Origin of the sequence: Tropicibacter naphthalenivorans, from assembly GCF_900176475.1 — a bacterium.
Lineage (GTDB): Bacteria > Pseudomonadota > Alphaproteobacteria > Rhodobacterales > Rhodobacteraceae > Tropicibacter > Tropicibacter naphthalenivorans.
In genome coordinates, this window is sequence record NZ_FWXX01000011.1 from 30,191 (window position 1) to 50,608 (window position 20,418).

Below are 20,418 nucleotides of genomic sequence, written 5' to 3' on the forward strand. Positions count from 1 at the left end.
GGGATAAGTCAGTCAGGCCAGAGGCTTAGCTGATGAATTTCTTGTAGGCGGCTTCGTCCATCAGGTCGTCCATCTCGGCCATGTCCTCGACCTTCATCTTAAAGAACCAGGCGTCGCCCTCGGGGTCTTCGTTCACCTTGCCGGGATCGTCGACGATGGCGGTGTTGACCTCGACGATCTCGCCGTCCAGTGGCGCGAGGATGTCGGACGCGGCCTTGACAGATTCGATCACAACCACCTCGTCGTCCTTGGACACCTCGGTGCCTTCCTCGGGCAGTTCGACAAAGACGACGTCGCCCAGTTGTTCGGCCGCGTGGGCGGTGATGCCGACGACAACCACGTCGCCTTCGACCAGCAGCCATTCGTGCTCTTCGGTGAATTTCATGACACTTCTCCAGTCAGTTTATCGTTTGAAGCCTGCGGGGACGAACGGCAGTTTGGCAACAACCAAGGGCAGCTTTTTGCCGCGGACTTCGCCGAACAATTTGGTGCCTTCCGCGGCCAGCGTGCTGGGCACATAGCCCATGGCCACCGGGCCGCCAACCGACGGGCCAAAGCCGCCAGAGGTCACCTTGCCCACCGGCTGGTCGTTTTCGTCAAAGATTACAACGCCTTCACGCATGGGCGCGCGGCCTTCGGGCAGTAGGCCAACGCGGGCCATATCGCTACCCTCGGCCAGTTCCCGTAGGATCACGTCCGCGCCGGGAAAGCCGCCCCCGCGTGCGCTGCCCGTCCGGCGGACTTTTTGGATCGCCCAAGACAGGCGCGCGGCGACCGGGGTCGTGGCGCTGTCGATGTCATGGCCGTAAAGACAAAGCCCCCCTTCGAGCCGCAGCGAATCCCGCGCGCCAAGGCCGATCAGCTCGACGGTCTCATCCGCCAAGAGCGTTTCGGCCAGCGTGCGGGCGACCGTTGCAGGCACCGAAATCTCAAAACCATCCTCGCCGGTGTAGCCGGATCGCGACACCCACGCCTCGGCCCCGCAGAGCGTCACCGTCGCCACATCCATAAAGGCCATGTCGGCCACGTCGGGCGCAAGCCGGGCAAGCGCCGCCTCCGCCCCCGGCCCTTGCAGCGCCAGCAGCGCGCGGTCGGTGATGATCTCGACGTCGACGTCCAGGGTTTGCAGGCGCGCGAAATCGGCGTCCTTGCAGGCGGCGTTGACCACGAGAAACAGGTGATCGCCCCGATTGGTGACCATCAGGTCATCTTCTATCCCACCGTTTTCATTAGTGAAAAACCCATAGCGCTGACGCCCCTCGGCCAAGCCCACCACGTCCACCGGCACCAGCGTTTCCAACGCTTCGGCGGCATTATCCCCACGCAGGATCACCTGGCCCATATGGCTGACATCGAACAAACCGGCGGCGGCGCGGGTGTGAAGATGTTCTTTCATCACGCCCAGCTTGTACTGCACCGGCATCTCGTAGCCAGCAAAGGGCACCATCTTGGCGCCCTGTTCCACGTGCAAATCGTGCAGAAAAACCCGTTTCAGATCATCCATGCGCTTTCCCCATTTCCCGCAATGAATGTCTGCGGGCAGTCACGGCGCGCGGTTGCGCACCCTTGCTGCCCCCTCTGTCCATGTGCCTGAGATCGTTATCCCTTCGGCGGACGCGTTCTGCGCCTCTCTCCAGAGTGTTTGCCTCACGGCGGTCCTGTGGCCTGAGCGTTTCCGGGGCGGTTGCGCCTTCGGCACCGGATATCCGGTTCTCCCGTCGTGAATGACCTCTGATTAGTCGCTTACGGGCGCTTTGACAAGCGGCACGTCGCAGGGACTTTTGTCGCAACGCGCGTTCGGCGCAATGATGTTCAAAAGCTGGGCATTGTCGCAGACCAGCGTGTCCAGCGTGATCGGGTCCAGCGTTTCGTAAAAGGCATTGGCCGCAGCGGTCAGCGCCTCGCGCAGGCGGCAGGCGTCGGTCAGCGGGCAGGTGTTGTCCACATCGGCAAAGCATTCGGCCAGCGGCACGGGTGCTTCGAGCGCGCGAAAAATCTCTCCGATGACGATCTGATCGGCGGGGCGGCCCAGTTCCAGCCCGCCGTTGCGCCCGCGTTGCGTGTGCAGATAGCCAAGCTGCGCCAGTTGGTTAATCACCTGCGCCAAGTGGTTTTCCGAGGCGTTGCAGACCTCGGCAATCTCATGCTTGGTCACCAGGCGACCGGTGTTCCCCGCGCAATACATCAACACACGCATTGCGATATTCGTTCTTTTCGTGACTCGCATACTCGCCTCCTGCGGACCAAGTTGAGGTCTTATGGCACCTCACGGGCCTGTGACGTTTGACTTGCATCAACTGCGATGAATATTTGCCATATGACCGATACATATTTCTTTGGCTACGGGTCCTTGGTGAACCGATTGACCCATGGCTATACGCCTGCGCACACCGCGCGGTTGCGTGGCTGGCGGCGGGCGTGGCGCGCGGTGCCAGAGCGCGACCTGTGTTTCCTGACAGCGATTCCTGATCCCAAGGCCGAGATACTCGGGCTGATTGCGCCGGTGGGCGCGGACGGCTGGGCGGCGCTCGACACGCGCGAAGCAGCTTATGAACGGCACGACGCAACGCGGGCGATCGCCCATGACAGCGCAGCGGCGCATATCGCGGTCTATGCCATTGCACCGGGACGGATTTCTCTGCCGACGGATAGGAATCCGATCCTGCTGAGCTACCTTGATGTGGTGATCCAAGGTTATCTGACAGAGTTTGGCCCCGAAGGCGTTGCGCATTTTGTGGAAACGACGTCAGGCTGGGATGCGCCGATTTTGAACGATCGCGCAAAGCCGCTCTATCCGCGTGCACAAAGCTTGACCCAAGATGAACGGCGCATGGTAGACGATATTTTGACCCGCTTGGGCAGTAAGGTTTTGGTATGATTTCTAAACGCGTGATGCAGCTTTTGAGGCTGTCGAAAAAGCTGTCGGTCCGCGTGATGCTGATGACCTTGCTGGCGCTTGTGGCGGTGCTGGTTGCGCCCTTGGCCGATACTCTGATTCCGGATGCGCTCAAGGAACGCTTTGGCGAACAGGCCGCCTTGCCCGTGCTCAACATCCTTGCGGCGTCGATGCTGACCGTCACGACGTTCTCGCTTGGGGTGATGGTGCAGGCTTCTCAGTCTGCGTCGAGCCTTGCAACGCCGCGCGCTTATCGAATTCTTATGGAGGACACGACGACGCAAACCGTTCTGGCGACCTTTGTTGGCAGCTTTTTGTTCTCTCTGACAGCGATCGCTATGTTCCGCGCCCACTACTATGACACCGCCGCGGCGGTGGTCGTGTTTTTCATGACGGCCTTTGTGATTGCCGCGATCATTACCGCGTTGATCCGCTGGATTGGGCATCTTTCACAGCTTGGCAGCATGGATCATATCCTTCATTTGGTCGAAGACGCCGCGCGCCCACCGCTCCAGGCCTTGATGGATCGTCCGGCGCTGGGCGGTCATATCGCGGGCGAGGGTGTCGATGCCCCGCCGAATGCGGTGGAGATTTGCGCCAAGCGGTCGGGCTATATCCAGTTCGTCGACATGCCAGCCTTGCAGGAGAGCATGGCGCAGGGGGGGCATATGTGGTTGGCGAAAATGCCCGGAACCTATGTGATCGAAGGGGACGTTTTGGCGCGCACGACCTGCGCGCGCGACGTGAATGACGCCGTTTGCGATTGCTTTACGATTGCTAAGAGCCGCTCGCTCGAGCAGGACGCGCGCTTTGGTCTGATGGTCTTGGCCGAGACGGCCTCACGCGCTTTGTCGCCCGGTGTAAACGACCCCGGTACGGCGATCGACGTCATCCACCGCCTGACCCAACTGCTGGCTGATTGCGCTGGGCCTTCGCAGGTGCAACCGCAATTCGATCACATCACTGCGCCCGCGATTCAAGCCCGCGATCTGGCCGAGGATGCCTACGACGTTCTGATCCGAGACGGCGCGGAACGCCCTGAAGTCATGGAACATATTCTGGCTGCACAGGTGCGTCTGATCCACTCGGCCTGGCCGGAAATGGCGCAGGCCGCAGATGAAAAGATCGCCTATGCCTATGCGCATATCGATGCGGCAGGGATGCTGGCACCGGATCGAGCGCGGATGGAATCTGTGGCCGCGCCCCGCTAGCAGAGCGCGGCCAGAGTCTCACAGCAGGGCGTCGAACGCGGCGAGATGGTTGGCCGAACCAGCCAGCAGATTTTGGTAAACATCCGCCAGTGCCGTGCCTTCGACTAGCTCGGCAGCTGCGGCGATATCTTCGATATCCTTGGCTTCGATGGCAGCGCCGACTTCCAGTGCGGCGGTCAGCGACTCTGCGCCCTCGGCAAGCAAGCTGTCATACATGTCCTGCAAGTCCGGGTCCTCGAACTGGCCCGTCTCGGCAAAGACGAACTGGTCCACATCCAGCCCAATGGTTTCGGCTTGAGCGATCAGCGCGTCGAAATGCTTGTCCTCGGACGCGGCGATATTGCTGAAAATCCGAATGCCGTACATGTCGTAGAAGGCATCATAGATATCGCCTGCCAGCTTTTCTTCTTCGATCATAAAGAGCAGTTCGTCGACGGCCTCGTCCGAGTAGGTCACGGTGGTTTCTGTCGGCGTCACCTCTGACGGAGTGCTGGTTTCGACCACGGTTTCGCTGCGACCGCCGCGCCAGCCAAAGCCACCCTTCATACCAAATTTGCCTGCTTTCATAGTGTACCTCTTTGTCTAACGTTCACGCGCATATAGTGGGAAGTTATATTCCAAAGTGGATATGCGATAAAAGTTAGGGCGGAATTAAGGCGCAAAATTCAAAGACCTTCCAGCGCAGGAGGGTTTCCGCCGAGCGGCAGGCCAAAACCCGCCGAAAAACGCAAAAAGGCGCCGTGTTGGGCGCCTTTTCGAAAGTTTTTTAACGATTGGGGCGTTAGCCGAGCTTGGGCCGGATCTGCAAAAGCTGCATCACGTCGCCCATATCGGGGCCGCGCTCTTGGCCGGTGATCGCCTTGCGCAGCGGCATGAACAGCCCTTTGCCCTTGCGACCTGTCTTTTCCTTGACCGCGTCGGTGAAGGTTTTCCACGTCGTGGCGTCATAGGGCGGCTCTGGCAGCAGCGGCAGGGCGTCGGCGATAAACGCGCGATCTTCGTCAGCGATCAGCGGTGTTGCCCCATCGCGGAACAGCGCCCACCACGGCGCAATGTCCTTGCGGGTGGTGATGTTTTCACGCACGACTTTCCAGAACAGCTCGGCCTTTTCGGCGGGCACACCCAGATCGGCAACCTCTTGGGCAACCGCGTCCAAAGGCAGCTCGTGCAGCTTTTTCGCGGTCAGCGGGTACAGGTCCTGGACGTCGAACTTGGTCGGTGCAGAGCCAAACTGCGACAGGTCGAACCCGTCGGCAATCTCGTCGAGCGACAGGCGCAGCTCAACCGGCTGACTGGAGCCCAAGCGGGCCATCAGCGATAGCAGAGCCTCTGGCTCGACGCCTGCTTCGCGCAGATCGCGCAGCGCGAGCGTGCCCAGACGCTTGGACAGCGATTCCCCCTGCGGGCCGGTCAGCAGCGAGTGATGCGCAAAGTCCGGCGGCGTGCCACCCAGCGCGCGGATCATTTGGATCTGCGTCGCGGTGTTGGTCACGTGGTCGTTGCCGCGCACAACGTGGGTGATTCCCATTTCGATATCGTCAACGACCGACGCCAGCGTGTACAAAAACTGACCATCGGCGCGGATCAGCACCGGATCAGACACGGACGCGGCGTCAATCGACACCTCGCCAAGGATACCATCGTCCCAGGCGATCCGCTCGTGATCCAGCTTGAAACGCCACACGCCATCGCCACGCTCTGCGCGCAATGCAGCTTTTTCCTCATCGGACAGGGCCAGCGCAGCGCGGTCATAGACCGGCGGTTTGCCCATGTTCAGCTGCTTTTTGCGCTTGAGATCCAGCTCGGTCGGGGTTTCCCACGCCTCGTAAAAGCGCCCCATCTCGCGCAGCTGATCGGCGGCGGCGACATAGCGATCCAGCCGGTCGGACTGACGTTCAACCCGATCCCAGGTCAGGCCCAGCCATTCGAGGTCTTGCTTGATGGCGTCCACATACTCTTGCTTCGAGCGCTCGGGATCGGTGTCGTCGATCCGCAGCACAAATTGCCCACCGGTCTTGCGAGCGATGAGATGGTTAAACAACGCAGTGCGCAGGTTCCCCACGTGGATATAGCCAGTGGGCGAGGGCGCGAAACGGGTGACGGTCATATGCAGGCCTCCTGATCAGCGCGCGTGGTCTCATACAACGGGGTTTTTGTCCAGCCGGGGCTTTTACATGTGCGTCGCAATTGCCATGGTAACGATAACAAAAGGTGTATGAATGACCCAGATTCTGACAGTGACTTTGAACCCGGCCCTTGATTTGGCCACCTCGGCGGCGCGTGTGGTGCCGGGGGTCAAGCTGCGCTGCGCGCCCGAAACCCGAGAGCCGGGCGGAGGCGGGGTCAACGTGGCCCGCGCGATCACCCAGCTTGGCGGCAAGGCGACGGCTTTGGTGGCCTTGGGCGGGCCAAACGGCTCTGTGCTCGAGGAATTGCTGCGCGCGCGAAATCTGGACGTGATGCGGGTCGAAGCGCCGGGCGAGACGCGCCATTCCTTTGCGGTGACAGATGAGCAAAGCGGAGAGCAGTACCGGTTTGTCTTGAGCGGGCCAACGTGGAGCGCAGAGCAATTGGACGACATGGTGGATGGCATGGTGCGCGATGTGGACGAAGACGCCTTTGTGGTGATGTCCGGGTCGATGCCGCCGGGGGCGGACGTGGACTTTCTGCCGCGCGCTTGCGCCAAGCTGGGGGCGCGGCGGATCGTGATCGACACCTCCGGCATTCACCTTGACCATCAGGCCAAGGGTCCGGCGCCCACCCCGGCCGTGCTGCGCATGGACAGTCACGAAGCGATGACCCTGTCGCGGCAGCCTTTGGCGAGCCGAACGGACAGCGTGGCTTTTGCGGAAATCCTGCGCAAACGCGGGGCCGGAGAGATCGTGATCATCGCGCGCGGCAAGGATGGATCGGTCATGGCGGGGCCGTCGGGCCACTGGCACGTGAATGCGGCCAATGATGGTGTGGTGTCGGCGATCGGTGCGGGGGACAGCTTTGTCGGCGGCTTCACCATGAGCCTCGCCGCGGGGCTTTCCCCACAAGAGGCGCTGCGGCGCGGGGCGGCAGCGGCGTCGGCGGCCTGTGTCAGCGAAGGCACGCAGCTGTGCCTGCCAGAGGACTTTGAGCGCCTTTTGCCTTTGACCCAACTGACACAGATCTAACCGTCGAAAATCTAAAGGAAAAGGGGCGCAGGACGCGCCCCCTACGCCGTTCAGGCCACTTGCGCGCCCGAGGCTTCGGCGGACTGAATCTTGACCTGCACCATGGTCTGGTTCAGCAGGATATAGGCGACCTCGCCAAAGGTGACAGGGCCGGTGCAGTTGCCGGTCGTCTTGCCTGCCATCTCGCCGTAAAGGTAGTTCAGGATGCAGTTGCACGACATCTCGTTCTGGCCGTCGCTGGTCACGCGCTGTGCGAACACATCGGCGTAGGCGCCGGGCGATTTGGCCAGACGATAGGAGACACCACTGACAACCGGCGCGTAGAAATCGACGCCGTTGTCCGCGTCGACATTCTGGAACGACACGTTGATCATCGCGCCCGCGTAGTTCGCGACCAGCGGCAGCGCGGTGTCGAGCCCCTTGTCGGCGATGTAGCCTGCCAGATCGACCTCCTGGCCGTTGACCATGGCCGTCTTGGCGTGAAACCCGCTTTCGGCAAAGGTGATTTCGTCGGCGTCGGCGTCCTGTTCGAACAGGTTGACGATGTCGATATCGGCCATCTTGCCTTCGGGCAGTTCGACATGCAGCAGGATCGCGCCATCCTCATGTGCTTTGCCGGTGCCGCCGTCAAAAATCTTGGGGGTGACGGTGCCAAGATCATCCAGATGCACCCCGGCGATCCACCCCATCAGGGGCTGATCGAACAGACCGGCATAACCCGCGCCGTTCAGCGCGAAATCGGTGTGCGCCTTGGAAAAAGCGGGGATCAGGATCATGCTCATGCCGTTCTCAAACCGGTTCATGGTCATCATCGGCAGGTCTTCGCCCTCGACATGGCGCACGCGCGCGTCCGAGGCGGCCTCGATCTCGGTCACAAAGACGTTTTCGCGGTCCTCGACGCCGCCCTTGTCGGTCATGAAATAGACCGACGTGCCGCCAATCCACTTGCCGCGCGGCAGTTTTGACAGCGCCTCTTCCGAGCCTGCGATGGACAGCACTGCGCCCGCTTCGATCCGGCGCGCGGCATCGGCCACGCTCATCATGGAATTTTTCATCAGGTCTCTCCTAGAACAGGGCGATGTCTTTTTGGGCGAAGGTGTTTTTCTCGAAATAGGCGCGCAGTTCGGCGATCTTGGCCGCAAGCGCACCGGGAGAAGATCGCACATCGCCGCGCAGGCGGGTCAGTAGAATACGCGTCGCCAAAGAGGCCTGCGGCAGCTCTTTGTCGGTCTGTAAAATCCGCGACCACCGCGGATCGTTAGGGGCTGGCAGCATCAGCACTCTCCGATATCAAATTCGAAAGTGGGGATACGTCCGGTTTCTTAAGCACCTGCTAAAGGTCAATTTTTCTTTTTCGGGATTTGAGCGGTGTTTAAACCATGTGCAGGCGCATGAAAAAAAACGCCGCGCGGGCGGGCCGGCGGCGTTTTTGTTAAACCTATAAGGGGCTTACCCCTGATCGCGCCAGCGGTTCGCAATGGGATAGCGCCGGTCCAGCCAAAAGGCGCGCGGGGTCAGACGGGCGCCGGGTGCGGACTGGAACCGTTTGTATTCACTGATGTAAACCAAGTGTTGCACGCGTTTGGCATCTTCGGCGGCATACCCGGCGGCCACGCAATCGGCGATAGAGCCGTCCTGATCCACGAGGATATCCAAAATCGCGTCCAAGACGGGATAATCGGGCAGGCTGTCGCTGTCTTTTTGGTCGTCACGCAGCTCGGCGCTGGGCGGTTTGGTGATGATCCGGTCGGGGATCACCTCGCCTTCGGGGCCGTTCATCCAAGTGCGATGGTTGGCGTTGCGCCAGCGGCAGGTCTCGAACACGCGGGTTTTGTACAGATCCTTGATCGGGTTGTAGCCGCCCGCCATGTCGCCGTAGATCGTGGCATAGCCCACGGCCACCTCGGATTTATTCCCGGTGGTCAGCAGCATCTCGCCGAACTTGTTGGACAGCGCCATCAGCAGCAGACCGCGCAGGCGGGACTGGATGTTTTCCTCTGTCAGATCGGCGTCGCGGCCTTCGAACAGCGGCGCAAGCGTGTTGGTGATCGCGGCGCGCCCCTCTGCGATCGGGACATAGTCGTAGTGCACACCAAGCGCGTTTGCGCAGGCTTCGGCGTCCTCCAGCGAATGCTGGCTGGTGTATTCTGACGGCAGCATGACGCAGCGCACGTTCTCGGCGCCCAAGGCGTCGGTCGCGATGGTCGCCACAAGCGCCGAGTCGATGCCCCCCGACATCCCCAGCAGCACCTTGCCAAAGCCGGTCTTGCGGCAGTAATCGCGCAAGGCTTCGACCATCACGCGGTAGTCCTGTTCCCACTCGCCGGGGTGCTGGGCAAAGTCGCCCTCTTGCGCGACCCAGCCATCGTCCCCACGGGTGAACTCGACCGTGGAGATCACCTCGACAAAGACCGGCAGCTGCACGGCGGGGCGGCCATGCGGGTTCATCACGAAGGAGCCCCCGTCAAAGACCTGATCGTCCTGCCCGCCGACCATATTCAGGTAGACCAAGGGCAAGCCGGTCTCGACCACGCGGGCGACCATCTTGTTCAGACGGGTTTCGAATTTGTTACGGAAGTAGGGCGACCCATTGGGCACCACGATGATTTCCGCGCCGGATTCCTCCATCGCTTCGACCACGTCGGGGTACCATGCGTCTTCGCAGATCGGCATCCCGATGCGCACGCCGTTCACGTTCACCGGGCCTTGCAACTGATCACGGCTGAACAGGCGGACCTCGTCGAAGACGTTGTAATTGGGCAGATAATACTTGTGCGTGACTGCGGCGACCTTGCCGCCTTGCAGCAGGTAATAGCTGTTGTGCAGCTTGGTGCCATCGGGGCAGGGGCCACCAATCGCCAGCGCGGGCCCATCGGCGCATTGCTCGGCCAGCGCGTTAATCTGTGCGACAGCCGCGTTAATAAAAGCAGGCTTGAGGATCAGATCCTGCGTCTGGTAGCCGGTGATGAACATCTCTGGCAGGGCGACCAGATCGGCCCCGGCCTCTTTGCCGGCGCGCCACGCGTCCAGCGCCTTGGCAGCGTTGCCGTGCAGGTCCCCGACCGTGGGGTTCAGCTGTGCCATCGTCAGGCGAAAGGTGTCAGTCATCTCGCAGGCCTTCTTGGGTCATCACGGCTGACATAGCATAGGACGGCGGGAATGAAAGCCGCCCGGTTCGGTGCGCAGGCCGTGCGTTGCGGCAAGCGAATGCCGCCCCGCCCCAAAAGCCATTGCTCAAATGCCTATCCTCAATTAGTTTTCCCGCAATTCAGGGGGGACCGTGCGCGCATGAAACTTGGCTTGATCACCGGCATTCTGGCTATCACCGCCGCGAGCATCACGCTTGCGCAGGATACGGACGTGACGTCCAAGGAATACGAAGACGGCGGCCTGTACGAGGGCACCTTTGAGGATGGGCTGCAACACGGCACCGGCACCCTGCGCCTGCCCAACGGGTATGAGTACACCGGCGAATGGGAGCGCGGCGAGATCAAGGGCCAAGGCGTGGCGCGCTTTCCCAAGGGGGCTGTCTACGAGGGCCAGTTCGCCAAGGGCAAACCCGAGGGTATGGGCAGAATCGTCTTTACCGATGGCAGCACTTACGAAGGCTCGATGCTGGACGGTAAGATTACCGGGCAGGGCGTGATGATCTACGCAGGCGGTGTGCGCTACGAAGGCTCTTTCCGCAATGCGCTGCACCACGGCAAAGGCGTGATGACCTCTCCTGATGGCTATGTCTATGACGGGCAATGGGTGAATGGCGTCAAAGAGGGCAACGCCAAGATCACCTACCCGGATGGCTCGACCTACGAGGGCCGCGTGGCCAATGGCGAGCGCGACGGCGCGGGCAAGCTGACCATGGCGGACGGGCTGGTCTATGAAGGCACGTGGCGCGACGGCCAGACCGATGGCGTGGGCAAACTGACCCAGCCCAACGGCGACATCTACGAAGGTGAGCTGGTCGATGGTCGCCGCGAAGGCCAGGGCAAGGTCACTTACAAGAACGGTGACATCTACGAGGGCGCGTTCAACAACGACCAACGCCACGGCATAGGCACGTTCATTGGCCGCGACGGCTATCGCTACGAAGGCAACTGGGTGGCGGGGCAGATCGAAGGGCAAGGCAAGGTCACCTACCCCGACGGTTCGGTCTACGAGGGCGCAGTCACCGGCGATCTGGCGAATGGCAAAGGCAAGATCACCTACCCGGACGGCGCAACCTACGAGGGCGATTGGGTCGACGGCGTGATCCAGGGGCGCGGTACCGCGACCTATCCCAACGGGCTGACCTACACCGGCGAGTTCCAGAACGCGCGGTACGATGGCTTTGGCGTCATGACCTTTGCCGACGGTGAGAAATACGAAGGCAACTGGCAAGACAGCCAACGCCACGGCAAAGGCATCGCGACCTATCCCGATGGCACCGTGTTCGAAGGCGACTTCCGCGAGGGGCTGCGTCACGGCACGGGCACCATCACCATGTCGAGCGGTTTTACCTACACAGGTGACTGGTCGAAGGGCGAGATCAGCGGGCAGGGCGTGGCCACCTACGCCAACGGCGACGTCTATGAAGGCGCGTTCGAGAACGGCAAGCGACACGGCCAAGGCACCATGCGCTACGCCAGCGGAGAGGAAGCAACGGGCGATTGGATCAACGGCGCCTTGTCCGCCCCGGCTCCGGCCCAGGAGTGACCGCGCGGCCCGCGGTGGAAAATTTTTAAGTAAAAATTTTGGTCACCGTCGCGGGCGCCGGGTGCGGTCGCTGCGATCAGACGCGGGTTCCGTTACTCATCCGGTCCAAGAAGGCCTCGGCCTCGGTCAGGATCGTCTCTCGGCGGTCTTGATCCATCCGGTCCCACGTCCGGTACATATTCCCCATCCTGTGATTGCCCTCGAACCTGTCGCGGTGGCGGTCCAGAAAGTGCCAATACAGCAAGTTGAAGGGGCAGGCGTCCTCGCCGGTCTTGGCCTTGACCGAATAGGCGCACCCCTTGCAGTAATTTGACATCTTGTTGATGTAATTTCCCGAGGAAATATAAGGCTTTGAGGCGATAATCCCCCCGTCGGCGAATTGGCTCATCCCCACCGTATTGGGGCTTTCGACCCATTCGAAGGCGTCGATATAGACCCGCAGATACCAATCGTGCACCTCCGTCGGATTTATCCCCGCCAGCAGCGCAAAGTTTCCCGTCACCATCAGTCGCTGGATGTGGTGGGCATAGGCCTCGTCGCGCGTCTGCGCCACCGCCGCGCCCAGGCAGGCCATATCCGTAGGCGCGCCCCAGAACAGATCGGGCAGACCGCGCTGGTGGTTCAACGCGTTGCGGCGGGGGTAGTCGGGCCCCTCAAGATAGTAAATGCCGCGGATGTACTCCCGCCAGCCAATGATCTGGCGGATAAAGCCTTCGACCGCGTTCAGCGGCGCGTGCCCCTCGCGATAGGCGTCCTCGGCGGCTTCGCAGACCTCTAGCGGGTCCAGCAGCCCGATGTTCATGTAGGCGGACAGCAAGGCGTGGTAAAGAAAGGGCTCGCCCTCCAACATCGCATCCTGATAGTCGCCGAAACAGGGCAGCGCATGGGTTATGAAATGCGTCAACGCGCGCCGCGCCTGCGTCTGGTCTGTGGCGTAGTGGAACGGGCGTAACCTGCCGAAACTGTTGGAAAACCGCGCTTCGACAAGGTCCAGAACCTCTTGCGTGGTGTCGTCGGGCGTAAAGCTCATGGGCGAGGTCGTCACGTCCTTGGGCGGCGCTTTGCGGTTTTCGGCGTCATAGTTCCACTCGCCGCCTTCGGGTTTGTCGCCATCCATCAGCAGCCCGGTTTTACGCCGCATATCGCGGTAAAAATACTCCATCCGCAGCGCCTTGCGGCCGTTGGCCCAGTCCTGAAACTCCTTGTGAGTGGCGATAAACCGGGTGTCTTCCAGCTGTGTCACGCTCAGCGGGCAGTCGTTCAACGCCTCGATCAGGCGCCATTCGCCGGGTTCGGTGGCGATCACGTCCGTGGTGCCCACCTCTTCGGCGCGGCGCAGCAGCTCGCCACAGATCGAGCCGGAATTCTCGGTATCGTCCAGCTGCGTATAGCGCACATCCCAGCCGTCATCGCGCAGGCGCTGGGCGAATTTACGCATGGCAGCAAAGATCAGCGCGATCTTTTTGGGATGGTGTTGCACGTAAGAGGCTTCGTCCGCGACCTCGGCCATGACCACAACATCTTGGGCCTTATCGGCAGACGCCAGTGCCGAGACATCTTCGGTCAGCTGGTCGCCAAGGATCAGGATCAGTTTACTCACCAGACGATCTCCTTACCTGCGTAGTCGTAGAACCCGCCGGTTTGTTCAGGCGTCAGGCTGTTGATAACGTTCACCAAACGCGCAGCGGCTGTACCCGCAGGCACCGTGGGATGGCGGCCTGCGTACTTGCGGGTGAACGCGGTCTCGACCGTGCCGGGGTGCAGGCAGGCGCAGCACAACATCTTGTGTGTTCGCGCCAGTTCAATGGACGCGCCGTGGATCAACTGGTTCAGGCCGGTTTTCGCGGCGCGGTAGCTGTACCAACCGCCCAATCGGTTGTCGCCGATGGACCCGACCCGCGCGGACAAGGCCGCAAAGACCGCGCGCCGGTCCTTTGGCAGCAGCCTGACCGCATGTTTCAGAACCAAGGCTGGGCCGATGGCGTTGACAGCATATTGATCGGCCAGCGCCTTTGCCGACAGCGCCGAGAGCGATTTTTCCGGCTCCGCGCCGTCGATTTCGAGCGCGCCGGTGGCCACAAAAATCAGATCAAAGGAACCCGTGAGCGCCTCTAAGGACCGTTTGATCGAGTTCTCATCGGTGACGTCTAACCCATCGCTGTACCGAGAGAGGCCAACCACATCAATGCCTTGGGCCGATAGGTGGGTGTACAGGGCCGATCCGATGCCCCCGCTGCTGCCGATGATCAATCCACGTTCCATGAGGCGGAAGTAGCGGCGCGCGGCACCGGTTCAAGCGCGGCCCACGTCTTGTGGGGCAATGGACACGGTTTTCACCACCGCGTGGCAGCTGATGCCTTGGGTCAGGCCCAATCGCTGCGCCGAGCGCCGAGTGACCCGTGCAAGGATGCGCCCCGCAGGCGTGCGCAGCGAGACGATGGCGCCGGGGCCGCCGCCCGCGCGGATGGCCTCGACCGTGCCGGGCAGGATGTTCAGCGCCGAAAGGCCTTCGGGCCGGTCTCGGGACAGGATCACCTCAGAGGCGGCGATGCGCACCCGGATCGTGTCGCCGATGCCTTGCGGGACGCGCGGCAGGAACAGGGCGATGCCCGCCGCATTCAGTTCGGTTAACCCGTCCTCGTGATGCGCCTTGACCACGGCCTCCAGCATCGCGCCCGCGCCGCGCACGCCAGCGGGCGTCACCGACGGATCGCTGAGCACATCGGCGGCGGACCCTTGGCGCACAACCCGCCCATTTTGCAGGACAACGACGGTGGTTGCCAGCCGCGCGACCTCGGCGGGGGCGTGGGTGACGTACAGGATCGGCAGCTTGGCCTCGTCCCTAAGGCGCTCAAAGTAAGGCAGAATTTCGGTCTTTCGTGCCTCGTCCAGTGCGGCCAGAGGTTCATCCGCCAGCAGCATTTCCGGCTCCGCCAGCAGCGCCCGCCCGATGGCGACCCGCTGCTTTTCGCCCCCTGACAGGGCACCGGGGCGTCGATCCAGCAACGCGCCGATCCCCAGCATGTCGACCACATCGGGCAGGCGCGTGCGCTTTTTCAGGGCGAAAAATTGCCCGTACAACAGGTTCTGCCCCACGGTCAAATGCGGGAAAAGACGCGCCTCTTGAAAGATATAGCCCAAGCGGCGGCGATGCGGGGGCAGGCGCACCCCCTGCGTGCTATCACACAAGACCCGCCCGTCGACAGAGATCCGCCCGGCGTCGGGCTGCATGAGCCCTGCGACCGCGTTGATGATCGTTGTCTTGCCCGAACCGGATCGCCCGAACAGCACCGTAAGCCCTTGAGGCGCTTCGAAATCTACGTCCAAAGCAAAGCCACGCAACTGGTGTTTCAGCCTGACTTGCAGCGTCATGAGACTCGCCTCGCGACACGGCGTGCCAGCCATTCCGACAGCAGAAGTGCGCCCATGGCGACGCCGACCGACACCAGTACCAACCGCAGGGCCGAGCCTTCGCCGCCGGGCACCTGCAAGAACGCGTAGATTGCCGATGGCAGCGTTTGCGTTTGCCCCGGAATGTTGGACACAAAGGTGATCGTCGCGCCGAATTCCCCCATCGCCTTGGCAAAGGCCAGCACGCTGCCTGCGAGGATTCCCGGCAAGATCAGCGGCAAGGTCACGGTGGCAAAAACCCAAGTGCGCGAGGCACCTAGCGTTGCGGCGGCTTGTTCCAGCTTGGGGTCCACCGCCTCGATCGACAGGCGCATGGCGCGCACCATCAAGGGGAACGCCATGATCCCCGCCGCAAGCGCCGCGCCCGTCCAGCGAAAGGCGAACACGATCCCAAGTTCGGCGAGAAAACTGCCCAAAGGCGCCCGCGTGCCAAATGTTAACAGCAACAGATAGCCGGTAACCACCGGCGGCAGGATCAGCGGCAAATGCACGAGGCCGTTAACGATCTGCTTGCCGGGAAACTGCCATCGGGCCAAGGCAAAGGCGGTCAACAGCCCCAAGGGCAAGGCCGCAAGGGTCGCCCACACTGCGACCCGCAGGGACAGCGCAACAGCCTGCCATTCTTGCGGCGTCAGCCAGTCTGTCATTCGTCCCTCAACGGGGTAAACCCATGTTTTGAAAAGATGTCCTTTGCCGCGTCTTGCCCCAGCCACGTTAGAAAGGCGCGCCCTTCTTGGGTGTCGCGCCCGTCGATCAGCGCGGCCGGATAGCGGATGGCGGTGTGGCTGTGCGGCGGGAATTGCGCCACGATGGTCACCTTGGGCTCGGCCAGCGCGTCGGTGCCATAAACCACGCCCAAGGGCGCCTCTCCCAACGCCACGAGGGCCAGCGCGGCGCGCACGTTATCGGCTTGGACAACCTTGGGCGCGGCGGTTTCCCATAAATTAAGGTCGGTTAAGGCGGTTTTGCCGTAGATGCCCGCCGGGACCGCGTCGACCAGAGCCATGGCGATCCTTTCGGCGTTTTGAACCAGCGTGGGGATGTCGCCTGCGGTTTGCCCCTTGGGCGCGATCAGAACCAGTGAATTGCCCAGCAAATCGGTGCGCGTGTCCGGGACCAGGAGCCCTTCGGCCTCGAGGTGATCCATCCATCCGATATTGGCAGAGATAAAGATATCCGTCGGCGCACCAAAGGAAATCTGCCGCGCCAAAGCGGACGATCCAGCGTATGACAGGCGTAGATTAACGGCAGTTTCAGTTTGGTAAACCTCTGCCGCCTCATCCAACGCGGTCTTGAGACTGGCGGCGGCAAAGATCGTCAGCTCCGCTGCCGAGGACGCAACCGGCACCAGCAGAGCCACGAGCAAGGCCAAGGGTTTTGCGAAAGTCATCCAAGCGTCCCGATGTTAACCACTGGGCAGACTACCCGAAAAACCAACAGGCGACAGCCCCTAGCGCGCGGCGCGATTGGGGATCTTAGTTTATGCGACCTTAGTCGCAATGTGCACAAAAATTCATTGAGTGAACGGAGGAATCCCCCGGCGCTGCCCGATATGCGCAAAATACTGCACATAGATATCCGGGATACGGCGCGGGAGGGCGCCCATCCGGGACGGGACGAAATGGGAGGAAACCATGTTCACCACGAACCAAAACCCGCTGGCGGCGGGCGATATCGTTAACGCGTTAGAGGCGGCGCTGTACCGAGGCAAGATCGGGCGTCGGCGCTTTTTCCAGCTGGCCCTGGCCGTAGGCGCATCGCTGAGCGCGGTCCAAGCCATGGCGCAAGAGGGCGGCGACGCGGCCATCACGCAGCTCTACAACGCGCAAAATCTGCAACAGTCATAAGACTATATCGTGGTCGGCTCTGGATCGGGCGGGGCGACCGTGGCAGGGCGTCTGGCTGATACCGGCGCGTCGGTTCTAGTGCTCGAAGCGGGTGAGACCGACCAGATCAAGGCGGTTCTGAACCCCGCCATGTGGCCGACCAACCTGCGGTCCGAGCGCGACTGGGGCCACACCTCGGACCCGTCCGACGGCGTGAACGGGCGGCAGCTGATCCTGCCGATGGGCAAAGTTGTGGGCGGCGGCTCTTCGATCAACGTTCAGATCTGGGCGCGCGGGCACAAGAACGACTTTGACATGTGGGCCGTCGAGGCGGGCGATGACGCGTGGAATTACGACAACGTGCTGGAAATCTACAAGCGCATCGAAGACTGGCAGGGCGCGCCCGACGCCGACCGTCGGGGCACCGGCGGCAAGCTGTATGTCGAGCAGGTCCAGGACCCCAACCCCATTGCCCCCGCGATGCTAAGCGCTTGTGAAAGCGTTGGAATTCCGGCCTATGACGACATGAACGGCGTCATGATGGAAGGTGAAGGCGGCGCGGCGCTGGCCAACGTGCGCATCAAGGACGGTCGCCGTTTGAACCTGCCGATGACCTATCTGTACCCGGCTTTGAAAAAGGGCAACGTGACCCTGCTGACCGGGGCCGAGACCACCAAGCTGATCATGGAGGGCACCCGCGTGACCGGCGTGACCTTCGTCAAGGATGGGCAGATGCAATCGGTGTCGGCGTCCTCGCAGGTGGTGCTGGCTGCGGGCGCGATCAACACGCCGAAAATCCTGATGCTGTCTGGGATTGGCCCCAAGGCCGAACTGGATCGCATTGGCGTCGAGACCGTTGTCGACCTGCCCGGCGTGGGGCAGAACTTTCAGGATCACGTGCTGGTTGCGGGCTGCATCTGGGAATACAAGGAACCGCTCGCGCCGAAAAACAGCCTCGCCGAGGCGACGTTTTTTTGGAAGAGCGATTCCAGCCTTGATGGCCCGGACATGCAGCCCTTTCAGATCGAAGTGCCCTATGCGACCGAGGTCACCGGCCCGGAATATGGCCCGCCCGCCGGTGCCTGGACCATTTCGCCGGGGCTTGTCCGGCCGAAAAGTCGGGGGCGCGTTTACCTTGAAAGCAGTGACCCCATGGCGCAGGCCAAGGTTGATGCGCAGTTCCTGTCGCACCCGGACGATCCGACGGCGGTGGTGCGGTCCATCGAGCTGTGCCGCGAGATCGGCAATTCGGACGCGATGAAGGACTTTGTCAAACGCGAAGTCATGCCCGGCGCGTTGTCGCCTGAGGCGATGCAGAACTTTGCGCGCAACGCGGCGGGGACCTATTTCCACGAAAGCTGCACCTGCAAGATGGGCACCGACGAGATGTCGGTCGTGGACGGCAACCTCAAGGTTTATGGTGTCGAAGGGCTGACCATTGCGGACGCGTCGATCATGCCGCGCGTGTCCACCGGTAACACCATGGCGCCGACGGTCATCATCGGCGAACGTGCGGGTGATATTCTCACCGCATAAACCGGATCAACAAAGCTAAAACGCGGGCATCGGCAGGTTTCTGCGGATGCCCGTATTTTTTGCCATATGCGGCATAAACTTCGCGCACTTTGGTTAATAATGTGTATAAGACGGCGCGAACGCTATCATTTTTTTAACCTAGACCCAAGTTTCGGGAGTGTGCAGTGTTTGACTTTGGTGCCGCGCAAGCGATTGATTACGAAAATGCGTCTTTGTCCTACGGACGCTACCGCATCAAAAGCAGTCTTTTTCTCGCTGGAAAACGCGTGTTCGACATCCTGATGAGCTTGGCGCTTTTGCCGCTCTTGATGGTCTTTATGTTGACGCTGCTGGTGCTCAACCCCTTTTACAACAAGGGAAATCTCTTTTACGTGCAGCGCCGCATGGGCCGCGACTGCAAAGCCTTTCCGGCGATCAAGTTCCGCTCTATGCGGGCCGCTACCGTTGCGCGCTCTGCGGACGATCCGCTTGAGGTGGACCGGATCACGCCTTTGGGGGGCTTTCTGCGTAAGAGCCGAATCGATGAGCTGCCGCAGATCCTGAATGTGCTGCGCGGCGATATGAGCCTGATCGGCCCGCGCCCCGATTATTACGATCACGCGGTGCATTTCCTGCGCGAAGTGCGTGGGTATCGCCAGCGTCACTCTGTGCGCCCCGGCATCAGCGGCCTTGCACAGACCGAGCTGGGCTATATCGAAGGCGTCGAAGCCACCCGCCGTAAGGTCAGCGCCGACCTGTACTATATCACCCACGCCAGCTTGAAGCTGGAGCTTTGGATTGTCTGGCGGACGCTGTCGGTGGTGTTGCGGCGCGGCGGAGCCTAAGCGCTACAGCGCGCTGACATCCAGCATGTTGGTAAAGAACTCGACCTCACCATTGGTGCAGACATAGGCCGTGGTTAAAACACCCGTTGCGTAGGCTCCGGTGTCCACGGCGATCCGTCCTGCACGGGCGTGCGGTGTCTTGACGATGGTGTGGCCATGCAGCACCCAAGTCTCATCCGAACGCGGCTTGGTTACGAATTCCGGATGGCCCCAAAGCAAGGTGCGCTGCGCTTGCAGATCTATCGGCACGCTGGGGTCCGCCCCGGCGTGGACCACCGCGACATTGCCGCTTTGCCAGCGGTCGGGCAGATTGCGCATCCAGTCGATCATGTCCGGGCCCATGGCGTCGGCCAGTTGATCGCGCAGGGTCTCTAGCGCTGTCTCAGCGTTATAGCCCAAGCCAAAGCTGGCAACCGTCTGCAAGCCACCGTGCCGCAGCCAGCGCCGCCCATGTTTGCCCGGATCGTCGAGAAAGTTCAGCATCATCTCTTCGTGGTTGCCCTTGAGGCACAAAAAGAGATCGGGAAACTCGGTATTTAACCGCTTGAGAAGGTTGAGGATCTCGGCGGATTCCTCCCCGCGGTCAACGTAGTCCCCAACGCAGATCACCGTCGGGCGCTCTTCGATGGTTTCGATCACGCGCAGCGTGGCGCGGAACGGTTCAAGCGATCCGTGAATGTCGCCGATGGCGAAAAAGGATTGCTCTGGCGCGATAGGGGCCGAGAACGTGGGCGCCGCAGGGGCCGGTTTGGATTTTCCAAGGAGTTTGCTGAACAGGCTCATGATCGCGGTATGTGTGCCCAGAAATGCGATTTGGCAAGCCTTCCCGAACGAGACGGTGAAAACTTGCCAAACCTTTTA

21 protein-coding genes and 1 riboswitch are annotated in these 20,418 nt (G+C 61.6%); of the genes, 7 read left to right on the forward strand and 14 right to left on the reverse strand.

All coding sequences use genetic code 11. From position 1 onward, the window contains the following. Positions 1–25: 25 nt before the first annotated feature. The 3 genes from gcvH to B9A11_RS17920 all read right to left on the reverse strand — a co-directional run bounded on the left by gcvH (position 26) and on the right by B9A11_RS17920 (position 2,227). Positions 26–385, reverse strand: a complete 360-nt coding sequence (gcvH, locus tag B9A11_RS17910) for a glycine cleavage system protein GcvH (protein WP_058247800.1) — start codon at positions 383–385, stop codon at positions 26–28. Between the two features lie 18 nt (positions 386–403). Next, entirely contained in the window at positions 404–1,504 is a 1,101-nt protein-coding gene (gene gcvT / locus B9A11_RS17915) for a glycine cleavage system aminomethyltransferase GcvT (RefSeq protein ID WP_058247799.1), read from the reverse strand. Between the two features lie 139 nt (positions 1,505–1,643). Beyond that, positions 1,644–1,728, reverse strand: a riboswitch (glycine riboswitch). A 7-nt stretch (positions 1,729–1,735) separates the two neighbouring features. Continuing rightward, positions 1,736–2,227: an RrF2 family transcriptional regulator gene (locus B9A11_RS17920; protein WP_058247798.1), complete on the reverse strand. Its 492-nt coding sequence runs from the start codon at positions 2,225–2,227 to the stop codon at positions 1,736–1,738. A gap of 90 nt (positions 2,228–2,317) precedes the next feature. Here B9A11_RS17920 and B9A11_RS17925 point away from each other — a divergent pair, with 90 nt between their 5' ends. After that, on the forward strand, positions 2,318–2,878 hold the full coding sequence (locus tag B9A11_RS17925) for a gamma-glutamylcyclotransferase family protein (RefSeq protein WP_058247797.1): 561 nt from the start codon (positions 2,318–2,320) through the stop codon (positions 2,876–2,878). Continuing rightward, a complete protein-coding gene (locus tag B9A11_RS17930; RefSeq protein WP_058247796.1) occupies positions 2,875–4,107 on the forward strand; it encodes a DUF2254 domain-containing protein in 1,233 nt (410 codons plus the stop codon). The genes B9A11_RS17925 and B9A11_RS17930 overlap by 4 nt, the downstream gene beginning before the upstream one ends. 18 nt (positions 4,108–4,125) lie before the next feature. Here B9A11_RS17930 and B9A11_RS17935 read toward each other — a convergent pair whose 3' ends face one another. Together B9A11_RS17935 and gltX are read right to left on the reverse strand one after the other, a co-directional pair. Then, positions 4,126–4,674 (reverse strand): DUF2202 domain-containing protein, encoded by a 549-nt coding sequence (locus tag B9A11_RS17935; RefSeq protein ID WP_058247795.1) that lies wholly within the window; start codon positions 4,672–4,674, stop codon positions 4,126–4,128. A gap of 214 nt (positions 4,675–4,888) precedes the next feature. Then, positions 4,889–6,214: a glutamate--tRNA ligase gene (gene gltX, locus B9A11_RS17940; RefSeq protein WP_058247794.1), complete on the reverse strand. Its 1,326-nt coding sequence runs from the start codon at positions 6,212–6,214 to the stop codon at positions 4,889–4,891. 112 nt (positions 6,215–6,326) lie between these two features. On the opposite strand from gltX, the gene B9A11_RS17945 reads away from it, so the two are divergent. Then, on the forward strand, positions 6,327–7,268 hold the full coding sequence (locus tag B9A11_RS17945; protein WP_058247793.1) for a 1-phosphofructokinase family hexose kinase: 942 nt from the start codon (positions 6,327–6,329) through the stop codon (positions 7,266–7,268). A 50-nt stretch (positions 7,269–7,318) separates the two neighbouring features. Here B9A11_RS17945 and B9A11_RS17950 read toward each other — a convergent pair whose 3' ends face one another. From B9A11_RS17950 to B9A11_RS17960, 3 genes are all read right to left on the reverse strand, one after another. Continuing rightward, positions 7,319–8,323 carry a DUF6976 family protein gene (locus tag B9A11_RS17950; protein ID WP_058247792.1) on the reverse strand — a complete coding sequence of 335 codons (1,005 nt, stop codon included), beginning with the start codon at positions 8,321–8,323 and terminating at the stop codon, positions 7,319–7,321. A gap of 10 nt (positions 8,324–8,333) precedes the next feature. Then, complete coding sequence (locus tag B9A11_RS17955; RefSeq protein ID WP_058247791.1) at positions 8,334–8,543, reverse strand: hypothetical protein; 210 nt, start codon at positions 8,541–8,543, stop codon at positions 8,334–8,336. Between the two features lie 174 nt (positions 8,544–8,717). Next, the gene (locus B9A11_RS17960; RefSeq protein WP_058247790.1) at positions 8,718–10,376 is read right to left on the reverse strand and encodes an NAD+ synthase; all 1,659 of its coding nucleotides are present in this window, start codon (positions 10,374–10,376) and stop codon (positions 8,718–8,720) included. Between the two features lie 180 nt (positions 10,377–10,556). On the opposite strand from B9A11_RS17960, the gene B9A11_RS17965 reads away from it, so the two are divergent. After that, positions 10,557–11,960 (forward strand): MORN repeat-containing protein, encoded by a 1,404-nt coding sequence (locus B9A11_RS17965; RefSeq protein ID WP_058247789.1) that lies wholly within the window; start codon positions 10,557–10,559, stop codon positions 11,958–11,960. A gap of 76 nt (positions 11,961–12,036) precedes the next feature. Here the strand turns inward: B9A11_RS17965 and B9A11_RS17970 are convergent, their stop codons facing one another. From B9A11_RS17970 to modA, 5 genes are read right to left on the reverse strand one after another with little or no spacing between them, the layout of a single operon-like run. After that, positions 12,037–13,560: a cryptochrome/photolyase family protein gene (locus tag B9A11_RS17970; RefSeq protein ID WP_186009199.1), complete on the reverse strand. Its 1,524-nt coding sequence runs from the start codon at positions 13,558–13,560 to the stop codon at positions 12,037–12,039. Next, a complete protein-coding gene (locus B9A11_RS17975) occupies positions 13,557–14,222 on the reverse strand; it encodes an SDR family NAD(P)-dependent oxidoreductase (RefSeq protein ID WP_058247787.1) in 666 nt (221 codons plus the stop codon). Before B9A11_RS17975 ends, B9A11_RS17970 begins: the two co-directional genes overlap by 4 nt. A 30-nt stretch (positions 14,223–14,252) precedes the next feature. Beyond that, positions 14,253–15,332 carry a molybdenum ABC transporter ATP-binding protein gene (gene modC, locus B9A11_RS17980; RefSeq protein ID WP_058247786.1) on the reverse strand — a complete coding sequence of 360 codons (1,080 nt, stop codon included), beginning with the start codon at positions 15,330–15,332 and terminating at the stop codon, positions 14,253–14,255. Then, a complete protein-coding gene (gene modB, locus B9A11_RS17985; protein WP_058247785.1) occupies positions 15,329–16,018 on the reverse strand; it encodes a molybdate ABC transporter permease subunit in 690 nt (229 codons plus the stop codon). The genes modC and modB overlap by 4 nt, the downstream gene beginning before the upstream one ends. After that, complete coding sequence (gene modA / locus B9A11_RS17990; RefSeq protein WP_058247784.1) at positions 16,015–16,761, reverse strand: molybdate ABC transporter substrate-binding protein; 747 nt, start codon at positions 16,759–16,761, stop codon at positions 16,015–16,017. The genes modB and modA overlap by 4 nt, the downstream gene beginning before the upstream one ends. A gap of 244 nt (positions 16,762–17,005) precedes the next feature. Between modA and B9A11_RS21930 the strand changes: the two genes are divergently transcribed. The 3 genes from B9A11_RS21930 to B9A11_RS18000 all read left to right on the forward strand — a co-directional run bounded on the left by B9A11_RS21930 (position 17,006) and on the right by B9A11_RS18000 (position 19,557). Then, positions 17,006–17,218 carry a hypothetical protein gene (locus tag B9A11_RS21930; RefSeq protein WP_200807313.1) on the forward strand — a complete coding sequence of 71 codons (213 nt, stop codon included), beginning with the start codon at positions 17,006–17,008 and terminating at the stop codon, positions 17,216–17,218. Between the two features lie 9 nt (positions 17,219–17,227). Then, entirely contained in the window at positions 17,228–18,733 is a 1,506-nt protein-coding gene (locus B9A11_RS17995) for a GMC family oxidoreductase (protein ID WP_200807314.1), read from the forward strand. A 164-nt stretch (positions 18,734–18,897) separates the two neighbouring features. Beyond that, on the forward strand, positions 18,898–19,557 hold the full coding sequence (locus tag B9A11_RS18000) for a sugar transferase (protein ID WP_083499848.1): 660 nt from the start codon (positions 18,898–18,900) through the stop codon (positions 19,555–19,557). Positions 19,558–19,560: 3 nt separating this feature from the next. Here B9A11_RS18000 and B9A11_RS18005 read toward each other — a convergent pair whose 3' ends face one another. After that, positions 19,561–20,340, reverse strand: coding sequence for a metallophosphoesterase (locus B9A11_RS18005; protein WP_083499847.1), 780 nt, complete (start codon positions 20,338–20,340; stop codon positions 19,561–19,563). Between the last annotated feature and the right edge of the window lie 78 nt (positions 20,341–20,418).